This window comes from Desulforamulus aeronauticus DSM 10349 (assembly GCF_900142375.1).
Lineage (GTDB): Bacteria > Bacillota > Desulfotomaculia > Desulfotomaculales > Desulfotomaculaceae > Desulfotomaculum > Desulfotomaculum aeronauticum.
Genome location: NZ_FRAR01000006.1, coordinates 110,673 through 126,537, shown reverse-complemented (window position 1 = coordinate 126,537; position 15,865 = coordinate 110,673). Strand labels below are relative to the sequence as shown.

Sequence of the window (15,865 nt, the reverse complement as noted above, 5' to 3'; positions counted from 1 at the left end):
TTTTTATAAGGAAAGTAACCTTATTCCAGCAAGTGTACAAACTCATGAAACATATGTTATACAGGGAGGGATTCATTTATGAGAAATAAACCTCAACAAGAAATGAAGAAACCCTTGGTAAACCTGACGATTCAGTATTCTAAGGAAGGAAACGGGCTTAGTGACGCATATAAACTCCTATCTAGGAAGGTTTTGGAACGGAGGTTATCTTTTTGCAAGCAGCAGTCTATATCCGGGTAAGTACCGATGACCAAGCAAAATATGGTTATAGTTTAGCTGAGCAACGGGAAGCTTGCTGCAGTCGGGCCCGTTATTTAGGTGCTGAAGAAATACTTGTTTTTTCGGACGAAGGCATATCGGGAACCATTTTAGAACGTCCTGGACTTACTGAAATGAGAGAGGCGGCCAGGTCTAACCAGTTTCAAATACTGGTAGTTCGTGATCCTGATCGTCTCTCCCGCAAACTAGCCCACCAACTACTGATAACTGAAGAGCTAGAAAAATTGGGTGTGAAACTTGAATTTTTGGATTTCGATTGGAAAGATACTCCTGAAGGTCGTTTATTTTACTCCATTCGTGGAGCAATTGCAGAATATGAACGGGAAAAAATACGGGACAGAATGGGACGAGGCAAGGATCAAAAAGCAAAGCAGGGTGGGATACCTGTAAACTTTGATGTTTTTGGCTATAATTATAATCCTGAAACGGGAAAAGTGACATATCGGGACCAGGAAAGAAAAACTGTTACTAATATTTTTAATTGGTTTGTTACTGAAAATATGGGTGCCAACGGTATCGCTAAACGCTTAAATGAAAATGGAGTTCCTACCAGACGCGGGGTAGCCCAGTGGCACCGGCAAGTAATCAAACAAATTCTAACAAATACCGTATACATTGGTTTGTGGAGATACAAAGAGACCTTCATTGAGGTACCAACAATAATTAATGAAGGCCTCTTTGAAAAGGCCCAAGAAAAACTCAAGGAAGTTCGCAGGTTATATGCAGGTAAAGAAAAACAGGGCTATCTTCTTTCGGGCTTAGTAACCTGTGCAGATTGTGGCAATACCATGACAGGTGTTTACACAAAGTGGTGGGGAAAAAGAGAACGAAGATATACTTGTAACAAGAGCTGCCAAGGATTTAAAAACGAGGGGTGTCGTCCTGCTAAAATGATACTAGCGGAGGTGCTTGAGGAAGCCGTTTGGAATCAGGTTCAAGTATGGTTACAAGATTCAGAACGATTAGCCCAAGAAGCAGTAGGCTATTTAGTAAGGCGAGAAGATCCAGATGAACAAATTGATATTATCGATAAACATCTGGAGGATATCAATAAGGGACAAACTGCGGTAATTAATTTAGTAGCGAATGGACTAGTTGACGTAAATGATAGCATTAAAGGACGATTAGCCGAATTAAAATGCCGTCAAGAGAGATTGGAGAAACGTAAAAAGGAACTACTCCTGTTACAAAAACAACATCATGATTCGATGGAAAGAATTGAGGAGCTGAGAGAAATCTCCAAAGCAATTCTAACCAGGTTGGATGAACTTGATTTTTCAGAGAAGGTTTCATTGGTAAGAACTTTGATTAAACAGGTAATTGTTTTAGGTAGAGGTGTTCAAGGAGGAGATGGACTAAGGTTTATTAAGGTGACAGTAATAGCCAAAATTCCGGAGCAAACGGAAGGTTTAGCAATGGTAGAAAGGAGAGAAGATTCACCTATTGCCTAAGTTACTAAATTTTAAAATAAAATATAAATAAAATAAAATGCCACTAACTCTTGTAGCGGCATTTTGATATTATGACTGTGTGCGAAAAAAGACGTTTATTGTAGAAAAACCGAAAAAATTAATAAATACGCAATATTTATTCAAATATTATACTATATAGTAGTAGCATATAGTTTCATTCAATCGGAAACACTTTACATCAAAAATATATGAGAGATCTAAATGTGCTCAATGAATTTATTATAATCTATCAGATGATAGGATAATGTAGGATAAATAGTATTAAATTCTTTAACTAAATGTGGATCAAATTGGGAATTGGCGCACCGGGTTAATTCCATTAGGGCATCTTCTTCTTGCCGTTTCGCTTGATAGGGTCTATAGGATGTCATCGCGTCAAAAGCATCTGCAATACTAATTATTCTAGCAGCTAAAGGGATTTCGGAATTTTTAAGACCAAAATACCCTAATCCATCCCATCGTTCATGATGATATTGGATGATTGGTAAGATCGGGGAATCACTCTTTATATTTTGAATCATATTTACACCATAGGTGCAGTGCAATTTAATTTCGTTAAACTCATCCTGAGTTAGAGTGTCTTTTTTGTTAAGGATGCTGGGTTTTACTGAACATTTACCAATATCATGTAATAATCCACCCAAGGCAATATTATTACATTCTTTAGTTGTTAAACCTATTTGCTTTGAAAGAATATACCCTAAAGCAGATACCCTCTTAGAATGGGATAGCAGGTTTGTTGGCATCTTGCCAAGCATTGCTTTAGCAATAAAGAACAAAAAACACCCTCCCAACGTGAAAATTGCGGAGGGAAATTTATAATTCCTCCGTAGCCTGGCAATCATAGCGTGACATGCGTTAGACCCATGGCTTTGCGTCCCAACCTTTCGGTTGGTTTGCCCATCGTATTCACTTGAATTATACAACAACATGTTGCGTGTTTCAACAAAAAATTAACTATATGTTTTGGAGGCACTTATTAATGTCCATAGCAAACAATTTTGGTAATAATCTTAAAATAATTCGTTTAGATAATAATCTAACACGTAAGGAGGCTGCGGCTTTAGTAGGTGTTTCTGAGGCTTTTTGGGGTTATCTTGAAAGAGGAGAAAGAAATCCAGGTTTCGAAGTTATTGAAAAAATATCAAGTGTTTTTAACATAAGTCCCCATATCTTATTTATTAATAGGGAGTCTAACGAAAACATTGAATTAGGATGGAGAATAGAAAAGATAGTCAGATTAGGGGGAAATCATAAACAATTCTTAATAAAGTTTTTAGATGCCTATCTTGAAGTTCTTGATAAATAAGTTCTTTTAAATATAGAAAGTCTAACGAACAAAAAAGAGTTAGCATAGGAAGGTACCTAAGTTAATAGGTTAATGGGAAAAAATGCCGCTCGTACTTGTCAGCGGCATTTCATTTTCAATACAACGGGCGGCGTAGGTTGCCAGACGGGTGCCTTTGTCTGGCTTAAAGGTGTTAATAGCCTTAATCAGCCCGATCGTGCCGATGGATATCAGATCATCAACGTCTTCGCCGGTGGAGTCGAATTTTTTTACGATATGGGCCACCAATCGGAGATTTCTCTCTGTTAAGACATTGCGTGCCGCTTCATCCCCCTTTGCTAGCATACCAAGATAATGAGATTCTTCTTTTTCATTTAGTGGCTGAGGAAAGGTATTGTTGGCAATATAAGCAACCAGTGCCATAACCCCATTTACAACCGACAGGATAGCAGCCGTCCACAGGCCGGAAAGCATCAAGCAATCCCCCCTATTAAATTAAGTCAACAATACATGTTATGAAAAGAAGAGCAATGGGTGTCTGTCCGGTGAAGCAGAAGGATAATTTGTTTGGTCCGAAGCCGGCAGGAGTGAAGTTGACGAATGAGGGTTCCCCAAAAACTGCTGGTCCAGCCAAGGGATTCCGACCTTTAGCCAGTTTGAGAGCTGATAATTGGAATTCTCTAGGTGTCAATTGCCTAGTGAACTATGTGGACGGTATTCATTATAGTCTAACCTCTAGGCCTCAATTTTTTGCCTTGCATCCTGGAAAGATAAGAACCTGTTCACATTGAGACATTCGTCCCGAAAGCTGCCGTTGAAGGATTCAATGAATGCATTATCTGTTGGTTTGCCAGGTCTCGAAAATCCAAGTTTTATACCGATTTCAACAACCATGTTATAACTTCTACTATATTACCACCTTTAATTCGTTGGTCAACAAAGATTGTCAAGCATTTAAGACTGAAAGTATCAAGGACTGTAAGTGACCGAAATCTCTTGCCGTTGTAAAGATATCCATATTTCTTTTACATCTGTAAAAAGTTTGTTCGGTAATACCTGGGGTTTCCATGGCCTGTTTAAGAGCAAAAGCAATCTGGTTCAGTAAACTTTGATTTCTTATAGTGGACTAGTTTTGTGGGAGAAGGTCAAAAATTTTAAGGCCTGGACAGGGGGGCCTTCAGGGATAGGGGGCGCCAATAGTAGCCTAAATGAACCGAGAATTCTCACGTTTCAAGTAGATTGGTACGAGTTAGCGGAACATAAAAGCTGAGGAAACTTAAGCAGTGGAAGAGTTAGTACATAACAAAAAGTATTAACCATAACCATATAGAATGATTAATATCTAAATTAATGTCGAAGATAGGCGAAATATTAATAAGTAAAAAAGAAGGAAAATAATTTTTTTATTATAAATATTATAGTTATTTATAACCATGAATTTATAATAAAGGAGTTGATAAGTAGATTTAAATGTCTATATTGAAACAACCTTGAAAAATATTTAAACAGGAGGGCTTATTTTTGAAAAAAATCGCAATATTTTTAATCACAATAATGCTATTTAGTATATCTATCGTACCCGTTTCCTTTGCAAAAAACTCTGATAAACCAGAAAAAATAAAATTGAAACACTCAAAAGATATGTCGGATTTAAGAGGCAAGGTTAAAAAAATCCACAAAGATGTTGTAGTAAATAAAGATCCCAAACAATATTCTCAAGAAGAAGAGACCCAAATGAAAGAAATTATCGAGGATTTGGAAATTTTACTTTTAGAATTAGAAGATAGAAGCTCACCTTTATTTAAGATTCAAAAAGCATCAGCAGAATACACAACACCTGAACTTGCAAGATATACAGAAATTATAATGGATCTTCTTGAGCCAAATTTAACAAATGAGGATATAATTGCCGGATTCGATGCATCTAACATCGCAAGAGATGATGCAGTCCAATATGCTAAAGATCATAACTACTATAGTAATGGAACTTTAATAACATGGGATAACGAAGCAGATGCATTCAGACATTTTAGTTGGAATTATATACTCTCAAATGGCATTGGAACCTCCAAGACTAAGATAATAACCGACAACCACGAATTTTCTTATGCTGCTGCTAAAATATATCAAAACTCAAACTCTTCGAATATAATTTTTGAAGCGGCAGAATTTGCCTTACAAGCCAAGATTGGGTGCTCCCAATCTGAGAGTGCATTTTTAAATATGTTTACTGACAAGCCTACTTTTATGGATTTTATTAACAATGGTAGAGGCCGATATTATGCTAAAACATATTCGAGCCTAGGTCACCATGAAGCATTTGCTAAAGCATTAAGAGAAGGCATGACCATTATAAGTCTAAACCAAATTGATTCAATTCAAAAGAGTGTTGCATACTCGATATATTCTGGCTCTTTATAATTCTTTGCTTATGAGGTTATTTTATAAGTAACCTCATAAGTTAAATTTACTTAAGAGGGTATCCATAAAATGAAGTATAAAAACTATTACATGTTTTTTATAGTTAGTTTAGTAATCTTCGTTACTTACACTTTTCAAAAATTTTTAGTTTTGTGGATTGGTTTTGAAAGATTTAGTGCTAGTGATTTTTCTCCAGGTGATATTCTAATTAATGAGAAATTAAAATTGCTAATTCTATATCCAGCTATATTTACCATTCTGCTATATATAGCAATAATAACTCTAAACATTTTAGCCAGGAGACTTATACATGTAAAAGTTAGTCAAAATGTTAGTATAGCTATAATCTTTATAGCCCTAATTTTTCTAGAATTGAGATTAATTTTCGCCTTATTTTAAACAGTATTTTGAACTTTTAATTGGAGTAGAGGTTGACCTAATTTAATTTAGGTCAACCTCTTTACACATTCTTGCCTTAATTGTAAAATATGTAATTTTCAATTCTATTACTAAAGAGAGGCAGTATTCATTAATGTTAAATTATCTAACAATTGCTCCTGGTGGTTTAAATTTCGATGGTACTGGGCCTAGAAAGATGGGTTGGCCAGGTAAGAGTGGAGCAGATAGAAGGAAACAGAGGGTGGCAAGAAAGTAAGGGCTCGTCCTGACTTTTTCTTTTATGTTAACAAGTAGGTAAAGAGATGATATATCCAACCCCAAATGTTATGAATTCAGGTGTATTTATGGAGTCTTTCAGCTGTAGCCATCACTGTCGAGTAAAATGGTCTAGCAAAGACATTCGTATTGCCTGTTTGGAAAGTATGATTTAAGATTTATTCTTTCTAAAATTATAAAGTTCAGCACGTCCTATTACCACAGAGGTAGAATGACTTGCTGAACTTTATTCCCATATAATATGACGCCAAGGCCAATTTACCACCATCCACCGGTCTTAATTAATAAATCGACCGGGTATAAAAACTTAGCAATCAATAAATAGTGTTCACTTAGAGGTTTTTTAACGGACTTTCTCCCAACAATAGTTTTTTTCTGCTGGGTAAGATTTAATTTCTTACGGGATGACTTATTTTTTTATTTAGAGAGATTCCTCGCGGTTATTCTCATATCTTTTTATCGTGCACTTCTATATCCGCTCTTGTAGTTATATCTTCCTGAAGAGACCATGATCTAACCTATAATACCTAATCCGACCGCCAACAGAGTTTAAATCAGCCCAACTTTTACACTTTGATTGTAATAGAATGTTTCTGTTATAAGAGGATTGCATTTTTAATACAAGTTGCTAGGCGGGTGCCTTGTCTGACTTAAAGGTGTTAATAGCCTTAATAAGCCCGATCGTGCCGATGGATATCAGATCGTCAACGTCTTCACCAGTGAAGTCGAATTTTTTTACGATATGGGCCACTAATCGGAGACTTCTCTCTGTTAAGACATTGCGTGCCGCTTCATACCCCTTTGTAAGCATACCAAGATAATGAGATTCTTCTTTTTCATTTAGTGGCTGAGGAAAGCATCAAGCAATCCCCCCTATTAAATTAAGTCAACAATACATGTTATGAAAAGAAGAGCAATGGGTGTCTGTCCGGTGAAGCAGAAGGATAATTTGTTTGGTCCGAAGCCGGCAGGAGTGAAGTTGACGAAGGGTACCAGATAAAGGTAAAATAGGCGTAACGCATTAATTTAAACAAATGAATTCTTTAAAGATGGTGACGTAAATGCTTACAAAGCTATATCCTAAGCAGTATGTAGCTAGTTTGTTTCAGATAGAGCTGGATCAATTGAAAAGACTTGGTATTAAAGCGATTCTCTTTGATATAGATAATACTCTCATACCCTGGGATCGTCAGCAACTGGACCCCGCAATTGAAGCCTGGTTTCGAGAACTCTGTGCTCAAGGCTTTAAAGTTTGTTTTGTATCAAATAACAATGAAAGTCGAGTTTCTGCTTTATCCAATATTTTACAGGTGCCTGGGGTGCATAAGGCCCGAAAGCCTTTACGTGCAGGGCTACGGAAAGCACTTAGTATTGTAGGTACAAGGGTTCATGAAACGGCTATGGTTGGAGATCAGGTCTTTACCGATGTTTTGGCTGGTAATCGCCTAGGAGTATATACTATTTTAGTGACCCCTCTGGCAGGTAAAGAGTTTTTAGGTACAAAAATTAATCGCCAGTTGGAAAAACTGGTGCTTCGACGGATTAAAAGAAGCCAGCTGCAATAATGTTAATTCACTCATCAAGAATTAACCATGGTGCCTGATCAAGGATACTTAGTGAATAGTTCATGCTTGGCTCAAGCCAAGCTTTTTTGGCATATCGGAAAGTTTTATACTTTCAATATACATAAGGGCAAACTAAGAGCTTCCGCCAGCGTCTAAAGAACTTGGCGCACCCCTATAGGGCATAACCTATAGGTTACGGGCAGGTAGGCAAGCTTTTCTTGCACTTACGGGAGGTAAATGATGGGCTTTCCTAACTTGAACGGAGAAACAAAGTTGTGTGGGCTGTTTGGTTTCCCGGTAGAACATTCCCTTTCCCCGGCAATGCATAATGCTGCTTTTCAGAGTAGCGAGCTAAACTGGGCTTATCTACCCTTTGCGGTACACCCCGATCATCTAGCCAAGGCTGTTCAGGGTATTCATCCCCTGAATCTGGCCGGAGTTAACATAACTGTGCCACATAAGCAGCGGATTATTCCCTTACTGGATGAAATTGAACCGACCGCCGCCAAGATTGGTGCAGTGAATACCATTGTTAACTGTGGTGGCAAACTGGTAGGCTATAATACCGACGGTGCGGGCTTCATTAGATCCTTGGCTGAAGAAGCTGATTTTAGGCCCCAGGGTAAAACTGTGCTGATGATAGGAGCTGGTGGAGCAGCCAGAGCGGTTGCCTTTACTCTGGCCCTGTCGGGATGTAAAGCTATTTATTTTACCAATCGCACCACGGAAACCGCCAGAGAGTTAGCCAAAGAGATTGCTTTGAACTGTGGAACGAATACAGAAGTTTTACCCTGGGGCTTAAAGATGCCAAAAGAAACAGTGACCGGAGTGGACCTAGTGGTGCAGACTACTTCTCTTGGGATGTGGCCCAATTGGCAAGCTGCCCCGGAGTTTCCTTTTGCGGCAGTGCACTCTGGACAACTTATTTGTGATTTAATCTATACTCCCCGGCAAACTTCTTTCTTACAGCAAGCAGCGGTCCAAGGGGCTACTGTACTAAACGGTATGGGGATGCTCTTATATCAAGGGGTATTGGCCTTTGAACTGTGGACCGGTCAGTCTGCACCCATAGAGATCATGAAAGAGGCATTGGCAAGACAGCTTGTTACAGAAGGCAAATCGTAGTTTAGTAGAATGGTTAGGAGTGATTTGATGTTACGGTTTTTGACGGCAGGTGAATCCCATGGTCCCGCCCTAACAGCCATTGTGGAAGGTATGGTGGCAGGATTACCAATTTCGGCATCTTATATCAATGAACAGTTGGCTCGACGTCAGGGAGGTTATGGCCGGGGCGGGCGTATGAAGATTGAAAAGGATCAAGTGCAATTTCTCTCCGGTGTGCGAGGGGGTTCTACTACCGGCAGTCCCATCACGATGCAAATTAGCAACAAGGATTGGATTAATTGGTCAGAGATTATGGCAGCGGGGTCTGAAGCTAAATTAGCAGAAAGAACGGTGAGCCGGCCCCGTCCGGGGCACGCAGATTTAGCCGGGGCCATTAAATATAATCATCAAGATATTCGTAATGTTTTGGAAAGATCCAGTGCTCGGGAAACTGCAGCCAGAGTAGCGGTAGGTACGGTTGCCCGCCGACTGTTAGAGGAATTGGGCATCACGGTTTTAGGTTTTGTTCAGCGTATTGGTTCGGTGGAAGCAGCCTTGGTAGAAAACTTGCAGCCGAAAGAGTTACAAGCAAAAGCGAGTCAATCACAACTTCTTTGCCCGGATAGTCAAGTAGAGGCAGCTATGATGCAAGAAATAGACAGAGCCAAGGAACAGGGTGATTCGTTGGGCGGTGTATTTGAAATCCGTGCCTATGGTTTGCCGGTTGGCTTGGGTAGTCATGTCCACTGGGATCGTAAACTTGACAGTCGCTTAGCAGGTGCCCTGATGGGGATTCAGGCAATTAAGGGTGTGGAAATAGGCTTAGGCTTTGCTGCGGCGGCCCTTCCTGGTTCCCAGGTGCATGATGAAATTGTCTATTCCCCGGACCAGGGTTTTTATCGTCAGACCAATGGTGCCGGTGGCATTGAGGGGGGCATCAGTAATGGTGAACCGGTGGTTGTAAGGGCAGCTATGAAGCCCATTCCTACCCTCTATAAACCGTTGCTCAGTGTAGACATAAAAACCAAGGAACCCTTTGCCGCTTCCGTGGAAAGATCTGATGTTTGCGCTGTTCCTGCCGCCTGTGTGGTGGGAGAGGCGGTGGTGGCCTGGGAATTGGCAGTTGCTATGATTGAAAAATTTGGTGGCGATAGCCTGGAAGAGATAAAAGATAGAGTTCAGAATTGGCAGCATCGCATAAGGCAGGTGTAAGATGAAAAATATTGTTCTGATTGGTTTTATGGGAACAGGCAAAAGTACCGTGGGCAAGAGATTGGCCCGTAGGCTTAATTATGCTTTTATTGATACCGATCAGGCCATTGAAGAAATTACCGGGCTTACGGTGTCTCAAATCTTTGCTAAGCATGGGTTCAAGCGTTTTCGGGGAGAAGAAGCCCTGCTGGCGAGCAAATTGGCAGATAAAGAGAGGTTAGTAATTGCCACCGGAGGAGGTCTGGTTCTCAACTCAGGCAATGTAGAAAAAATGCAGCGTAACGGTGTGCTGATCTGTCTGGAGGCATCTCCGGAAGCCATTTGCCGACGTGTAAAAAATAAACGAACCCGCCCCCTGCTGGCTAAGGGAAATCTAATGGTAACGGTACAGCGATTGCTTAAGGAACGTCAGAGTGCCTATGAGATGGCGGAATTGACGGTGAATACCGATAAGCTTAGCCCTGAGGAAATAGTAGACAGGATCATCCAGTTTATGCTGGAAAGGGGGTACTGGGGTGAGAACTGTTAGAGTGGAATTGGCAAGTCGTAGTTACCCCATTTATATCGGGACAGGGTTGTTGCAGCAACTGGGAGAGCAATTGGCTGCTTTGTCCCTGGGAAAAAAGATCTTATTGGTTACAGATACTCAGGTTGGCTTGCTTTATGGCAATAAGGTAAAGGACCTGCTATCCGGTGTTGGATTTTCCGTTACGATGGTCCAAATTCCGGCAGGAGAACCTTCTAAAACACTGGAACAAGCAGCAAAACTGTATGATGCAGCCTTTGCTTTCGGTCTTGATCGTACCTGCGCGGTGCTGGCCTTGGGCGGCGGCGTAGTGGGTGATTTGGCGGGTTTTGTGGCGGCTACCTACATGCGGGGTATTCCTTTCATTCAAGTGCCTACCACTCTGCTGGCACAGGTAGATAGCAGTGTTGGTGGGAAAGTGGCCGTAAATCACCCCCGGGGCAAAAATATTATCGGTGCCTTTTATCAACCAAAGCTGGTACTTATTGACGTGTCCACGCTACATACTCTAAGTGCTAAGGAGTTAAGGGCAGGTTTGGCGGAGGTTATTAAGTACGGGGTCATCTGGGATGCAGAGTTTTTTAGCTGGTTAGAAGAGAATAGCATCAATTTATTAAAGCTAGAACCCGAAGCTCTGGAGTATGCCATAGAAACCTGCTGCAAAATCAAGGCAGCCGTGGTGGAACAAGATGAAACCGAGCAAGGTTCCAGGGCTATTTTAAACTATGGACATACAGTGGGTCATGCCCTGGAGTCTCTAACGAACTATGAACGTTACTTGCATGGTGAGGCGGTTGCTGTGGGGATGGTGGCGGCAGCTCGTTTGGCCTTGCAGCAGGGGTTATTATCAAAGCATGATTATCAACGGATTCATTCTTTATTGGACAGAGTAGATCTTCCCACGGCAATTCCAGCGGATCTGAAACCAGAAAGCATAACGAGATTAATGTTTTATGATAAAAAAGTGAACAATGGCAAGTTAACCCTAATATTACCGCTAGGCATTGGCAAGGCGAAAATTTCCCTGGATTTTCCTGAGAATCAATTGTCTGGTTTATTTACTAATGGAGTGAGTTAGTGTGCCGCCACCAAAACAGAGCAGAAAACTCCTGGGAGATATATTGATTGAAAATAGAATTATCACACAGGAACAATTAAATGATGCTCTGAAAATTCAGCAGCATACCGGGGACAGGCTGGGGGAAATCTTAAAGCTTGGCTTCGTTACAGAGCGGGATTTGACCAACATGTTAGAAGCTCAATTGGGTATTCCCCAGGTAGCTCCGGGCTATTGGATGAATCTGGAGCTAATGAATCTGATCCCGGAACATATTGTCCGTCGGTATAAAGCCCTGCCGGTATCCAAAGAGGGCAACACTCTTACCGTGGCTCTGGTGGACCCCTTAAATTTAGTAGCTATTGATGATTTGCGGTTAATCACTGGCCTGGAAATTGACACTGTACCGGCTTCGGAAAGGGACATCGAGTACGCATTACAAAAATTCTACGGCATGCCGGAACTGGAAAGGGAATTACAAGATTTTGAAGTGGTAGAGAACCAAGCCCTTCATTTGGAACAGCCCGATGACATGATGGATGAAGCTCCCATTGTGCGGTTAGTTAACTCTATTATTATGCAAGCAATCAATGATAAAGCCAGTGATATCCATATAGAGCCCTCGGAAAATGGGGTGAAGGTCCGCTACCGTATAGATGGTGTGCTTCGGGAAGGTATGGTACTACCTAAACAGTCCCGGGCTTCCCTGACATCCAGGTTTAAAATTCTTTCCCAGCTAAATATTGCAGAAAAAAGAGTTCCCCAAGATGGCCGTATTAAAATCAAGTACGGGGAACGGGAGCTTGACCTAAGGATTTCTACCATGCCCACGGTTTTGGGAGAAAAAGTAGTAATTCGGGTATTGGATCAAGCCAACCAGGTCACAGGCATTGAGCAACTGGAGTTTTCCCAGGAGAACAAGAAGAAATTCCAAAAATTGTTGAATACATCCTATGGTATGTTCCTTATTACTGGTCCTACGGGGAGTGGTAAAACCACCACTCTTTATTCAGCCCTAGCCCAAATCAATGATATGAAAAGAAATATTGTCACCATCGAGGACCCCGTAGAGTATATGCTGGAGGGGATCAGCCAAACCCAGATTAACCCCAAGGCCGGGTTGACTTTTGCCACTGGCTTGCGGGCTATCCTTCGCCAGGATCCGGATATCATTATGATTGGTGAAATTCGTGATAAAGAAACAGCAGAAATAGCCATACGGGCTGCCACCACGGGTCATCTTGTGCTGTCCACTTTGCACACCAATGATGCTTCGGGAGCACTAACCCGTTTGATGGATATGGGCATTGAGCCCTTTTTGGTCTCCTCTTCGGTTTTGGGTGTGGTGGCTCAGCGTTTAACCAGAAGGATTTGCCAACACTGCTTGCTGGAATATACCCCTGCCCCGGATAGCCCCGAGAGGATTTTTATGGGGCTAGGAGCTAATGCGCCGGTTCGTCTTTACCGCAGCCAGGGTTGTCAGGTTTGTAACAATACCGGTTACCGAGGACGGATTGCCATTCAGGAAGTATTAACGTTGACTCGGGAGATTAGAAAATTGGTGAATGAAAAGGCCTCATCTGACGAAATTAAACGGCAGGCCTTGCAACAGGGACTGGTTACCCTAAAGGAAGATGGAATTGCCAAGGCCATGGAGGGGTTAACTACCATTTCTGAAGTGATGCGCGTAGCCTACTCAGACGAGGATTAAAAAAGGGGGAGGCAGGTGTGGATATAGATAGTTTGCTCACAATAGCCTGCGAGGCAGGGGCTTCGGATGTGCATTTAGCCGTGGCCTGTCTACCAGTCTTCCGAATAAGTGGCCAATTACTGCCTGTGGATGATCCCTGGTTTGCAAGAAATAAATATATGATACCCGAAGACTTACAAGTAAAATTACTTCCCGATCAAATGAATGCTATGGCTAAACAGCTGATGCCACCCGAAGGCTTCCAAAAATTTATGGCTACCGGGGAACATGACTTTTCCTATGCCATTGCCGGAGTCAGCCGTTTCCGTATTAATGCCTATAAAGAGCGGGGTAACAGCTGTCTTGCGATTCGCCTGGTGAGTCAAAGCATCCCTTCCTATCAAGATTTGGGTCTGCCCGATGTGCTAGTCCAATTAGCCAAACAGCCCCGGGGTTTACTCTTGGTTACAGGGCCTACGGGCAGTGGTAAATCAACTACCCTAGCCGCCATGATTGATGTACTCAACAGCGAAGAGCGATTACATATTATCACCCTGGAGGATCCTATTGAATTTCTGCATTGCCACAAGAAATGTATGATCAACCAGCGTGAAATTGGCCAAGATACCGATAATTTTACCGTAGCGCTCCGTTCCGCTTTGCGGCAAGATCCCGACGTTATTCTAGTGGGAGAAATGCGTGATACTGAAACCATCTCCACTGCCATTACTGCGGCAGAAACCGGTCATTTGGTGCTGGCTACCTTGCACACCTCCAGTGCCGCCCAGACCATCGACAGGATTATCGATGTCTTTCCTCCGCACCAACAGCAGCAAATAAAAACTATGTTTGCTAATACCATCCAAGGGGTGGTTTCCCAACAACTAATCCCCCGCCTAGATAGAAAGGGCAGAGTCGTGGCCTGTGAAATCATGGTAGCCACGCCAGCCATCCGCAATTTAATCCGCGAAGGGAAGTCCTACCAAATCCTTTCACAAATGCAAACTGGTTCCAAGTATGGCATGCAAACCATGGACGGGTCATTAAAAGCTCTTTATCAAGCCGGCCAAATTTCTCTGGAGCAGGCCTTGGCATTTAGTGTTGACACAGAAGCTCTGAAAAGAATGATTTAGCTTGTCAAATTTTTGCCAAAAAAATAAAAATTAACCACTTTAGTTAAGTATAAAAGGATATAGTGGCTTCTTTGTAGAATATTGTTAACTGAATTATCCAATTTATCAAATAATTATACTGATTGGGAATTTTCTTTCTCAAGATATATTTAACCAACAGATGGAGTTGCTTATGCCTCAATATGCATACCGTGCCAGGGATAACGTCGGGCAATTGCAGACAGGCTTCATAGAGGCTCCCCAAGAAAGTACCGTAGCTTCCCAATTACGGGAGCGTAACTTGTATATTGTAGCTATTAAACTTGCACCGGGAAAGAAAAGGGAACTATTTTTGGCCAAAGGTGGCATGGGATTGGCCCTGCCAAGGGTCAAACTTAAAGATTTGGCTGTATTTTGTCGTCAGTTCGCCACCATTATCGAAGCGGGTATCCCGATTCTTCAAGCTCTTCATATCTTAATCCAGCAGGCCGAAAACAAAAAATTAAAAGAAATCCTGGTAGGAGTAGGGGAACAGTTGGCAGCTGGCCGCACCTTGGCAGAATCGCTAAAGCGCTATCACCAAGTCTTTCCCAATATTTTTATTAGCATGGTGGAGGCAGGTGAATTAGGCGGTGTGCTGGATCAAGCACTGCTTCGTCTGGCAGATCACTTTGAAAAGGAGCACGATATCAGGGAAAAAGTTAAGTCGGCCATGACCTATCCTATCATGGTCATTTGCTTAGCACTGGCTGTCGTTGCGGTTTTGCTGACCTTTGTATTACCCCAATTTATTACCATGCTCACGAACATGAACGTAGCATTACCGCTGCCGACCAAGATTGTCATGGGTATCAGTAATTTTCTGCAACATAGCTGGTATTTGAGCCTAGCAGGCATGATTGTAATCCTGCTGGCTCTGCGACGTTTTACCAGAACTGAAAGAGGCTCCTTGGTCACCGACAGACTAAAATTAAAGCTGCCGCTGTTTGGTAAATTAAGCCAAAAAGTGATTATCTCCCGGTTTTGCCGAACCCTCGGTACACTGCTACATGCCGGGGTGCCCATTCTGGTGGCACTGGAAGTGGTAAAAAAGACTGCCGACAACCAGTTGGTGAGTAATGCCGTAGCAAAGGCAGAGGAAAGCGTCCGGGAGGGTTTAAGCATAGCCGAGCCGCTGGAACGCAGCGGGGTCTTTCCACCCATGGTAACGAAGATGATAGCCATTGGCGAGGATACCGGCACTTTGGATAATCTGCTGGAACGGGTAGCCCTCTTTTATGACCGTGATGTCAACGATCTGGTATCCCGGTTATCTTCTCTGCTGGAACCTATTTTGATGATGATCATGGGTTTGGTCGTTGGCTTTATTGTGATCTCAATGCTGCTGCCGATGCTTACCATCTTCAGCAGTGCAGGAATGAGTGCCTTATAGCGGTTTATTTTATAGTCTACAAAGGAAAGGGG

14 protein-coding genes, 1 pseudogene and 1 riboswitch are annotated in these 15,865 nt (G+C 42.0%); of the genes and pseudogenes, 11 read left to right on the top strand and 4 right to left on the bottom strand.

Annotated features, from left to right (window positions below):
* Nucleotides 1–212: 212 nt before the first annotated feature.
* Nucleotides 213–1,730, top strand: a complete 1,518-nt coding sequence (locus BUA78_RS02970; protein WP_072910817.1) for a recombinase family protein — start codon at nucleotides 213–215, stop codon at nucleotides 1,728–1,730.
* Nucleotides 1,731–1,948: 218 nt separating this feature from the next.
* Here BUA78_RS02970 and BUA78_RS02965 read toward each other — a convergent pair whose 3' ends face one another.
* Nucleotides 1,949–2,530 (bottom strand): HD-GYP domain-containing protein, encoded by a 582-nt coding sequence (locus BUA78_RS02965; RefSeq protein ID WP_238456695.1) that lies wholly within the window; start codon nucleotides 2,528–2,530, stop codon nucleotides 1,949–1,951.
* Between the two features lie 46 nt (nucleotides 2,531–2,576).
* A riboswitch (cyclic di-GMP riboswitch) is annotated at nucleotides 2,577–2,662 on the bottom strand.
* Nucleotides 2,663–2,733: 71 nt separating this feature from the next.
* Between BUA78_RS02965 and BUA78_RS02960 the strand changes: the two genes are divergently transcribed.
* On the top strand, nucleotides 2,734–3,060 hold the full coding sequence (locus tag BUA78_RS02960; protein WP_072910815.1) for a helix-turn-helix domain-containing protein: 327 nt from the start codon (nucleotides 2,734–2,736) through the stop codon (nucleotides 3,058–3,060).
* Between the two features lie 69 nt (nucleotides 3,061–3,129).
* On the opposite strand, the gene BUA78_RS02955 is transcribed toward BUA78_RS02960, so the two are convergent.
* Nucleotides 3,130–3,513, bottom strand: coding sequence for a sigma-70 family RNA polymerase sigma factor (locus tag BUA78_RS02955; RefSeq protein ID WP_072910814.1), 384 nt, complete (start codon nucleotides 3,511–3,513; stop codon nucleotides 3,130–3,132).
* A 264-nt stretch (nucleotides 3,514–3,777) separates the two neighbouring features.
* Nucleotides 3,778–3,912 (bottom strand): annotated as a pseudogene (locus tag BUA78_RS02950) (integrase core domain-containing protein); the annotation flags it as partial.
* 648 nt (nucleotides 3,913–4,560) lie between these two features.
* On the opposite strand from BUA78_RS02950, the gene BUA78_RS02945 reads away from it, so the two are divergent.
* Nucleotides 4,561–5,460 (top strand): DUF6973 domain-containing protein, encoded by a 900-nt coding sequence (locus BUA78_RS02945; protein ID WP_072910813.1) that lies wholly within the window; start codon nucleotides 4,561–4,563, stop codon nucleotides 5,458–5,460.
* 1,303 nt (nucleotides 5,461–6,763) lie between these two features.
* Here the strand turns inward: BUA78_RS02945 and BUA78_RS02935 are convergent.
* Nucleotides 6,764–6,946 (bottom strand): sigma factor, encoded by a 183-nt coding sequence (locus BUA78_RS02935; RefSeq protein ID WP_238456694.1) that lies wholly within the window; start codon nucleotides 6,944–6,946, stop codon nucleotides 6,764–6,766.
* Nucleotides 6,947–7,196: 250 nt separating this feature from the next.
* On the opposite strand from BUA78_RS02935, the gene BUA78_RS02930 reads away from it, so the two are divergent.
* From BUA78_RS02930 to BUA78_RS02895, 8 genes are all read left to right on the top strand, one after another.
* Complete coding sequence (locus tag BUA78_RS02930) at nucleotides 7,197–7,700, top strand: YqeG family HAD IIIA-type phosphatase (protein ID WP_072910798.1); 504 nt, start codon at nucleotides 7,197–7,199, stop codon at nucleotides 7,698–7,700.
* Between the two features lie 240 nt (nucleotides 7,701–7,940).
* Nucleotides 7,941–8,825, top strand: a complete 885-nt coding sequence (aroE, locus tag BUA78_RS02925; protein WP_072910797.1) for a shikimate dehydrogenase — start codon at nucleotides 7,941–7,943, stop codon at nucleotides 8,823–8,825.
* A gap of 27 nt (nucleotides 8,826–8,852) precedes the next feature.
* Nucleotides 8,853–10,016 carry a chorismate synthase gene (gene aroC / locus BUA78_RS02920; RefSeq protein WP_072910796.1) on the top strand — a complete coding sequence of 388 codons (1,164 nt, stop codon included), beginning with the start codon at nucleotides 8,853–8,855 and terminating at the stop codon, nucleotides 10,014–10,016.
* Between the two features lies 1 nt (nucleotide 10,017).
* A complete protein-coding gene (locus tag BUA78_RS02915; protein ID WP_072910795.1) occupies nucleotides 10,018–10,545 on the top strand; it encodes a shikimate kinase in 528 nt (175 codons plus the stop codon).
* Complete coding sequence (gene aroB / locus BUA78_RS02910; protein ID WP_072910794.1) at nucleotides 10,532–11,620, top strand: 3-dehydroquinate synthase; 1,089 nt, start codon at nucleotides 10,532–10,534, stop codon at nucleotides 11,618–11,620. The genes BUA78_RS02915 and aroB overlap by 14 nt, the downstream gene beginning before the upstream one ends.
* A 1-nt stretch (nucleotide 11,621) precedes the next feature.
* Nucleotides 11,622–13,310: a GspE/PulE family protein gene (locus BUA78_RS02905; RefSeq protein ID WP_072910793.1), complete on the top strand. Its 1,689-nt coding sequence runs from the start codon at nucleotides 11,622–11,624 to the stop codon at nucleotides 13,308–13,310.
* 17 nt (nucleotides 13,311–13,327) lie between these two features.
* On the top strand, nucleotides 13,328–14,422 hold the full coding sequence (locus tag BUA78_RS02900; protein WP_072910792.1) for a type IV pilus twitching motility protein PilT: 1,095 nt from the start codon (nucleotides 13,328–13,330) through the stop codon (nucleotides 14,420–14,422).
* Nucleotides 14,423–14,594: 172 nt separating this feature from the next.
* Nucleotides 14,595–15,833 carry a type II secretion system F family protein gene (locus BUA78_RS02895; RefSeq protein WP_072910791.1) on the top strand — a complete coding sequence of 413 codons (1,239 nt, stop codon included), beginning with the start codon at nucleotides 14,595–14,597 and terminating at the stop codon, nucleotides 15,831–15,833.
* The last annotated feature ends 32 nt before the right edge of the window (nucleotides 15,834–15,865 follow it).

Coding starts and splice junctions, on each gene's coding strand:
- BUA78_RS02960 (WP_072910815.1), top strand. CDS start 2,734: ATGTCCATAGCAAACAATTTTGGTAATAATCTTAAAATAATTCGTTTA.
- BUA78_RS02955 (WP_072910814.1), bottom strand. CDS start 3,513: ATGCTTTCCGGCCTGTGGACGGCTGCTATCCTGTCGGTTGTAAATGGG.
- BUA78_RS02935 (WP_238456694.1), bottom strand. CDS start 6,946: ATGCTTACAAAGGGGTATGAAGCGGCACGCAATGTCTTAACAGAGAGA.
- BUA78_RS02930 (WP_072910798.1), top strand. CDS start 7,197: ATGCTTACAAAGCTATATCCTAAGCAGTATGTAGCTAGTTTGTTTCAG.
- aroE (WP_072910797.1), top strand. CDS start 7,941: ATGGGCTTTCCTAACTTGAACGGAGAAACAAAGTTGTGTGGGCTGTTT.
- aroC (WP_072910796.1), top strand. CDS start 8,853: ATGTTACGGTTTTTGACGGCAGGTGAATCCCATGGTCCCGCCCTAACA.
- BUA78_RS02915 (WP_072910795.1), top strand. CDS start 10,018: ATGAAAAATATTGTTCTGATTGGTTTTATGGGAACAGGCAAAAGTACC.
- BUA78_RS02895 (WP_072910791.1), top strand. CDS start 14,595: ATGCCTCAATATGCATACCGTGCCAGGGATAACGTCGGGCAATTGCAG.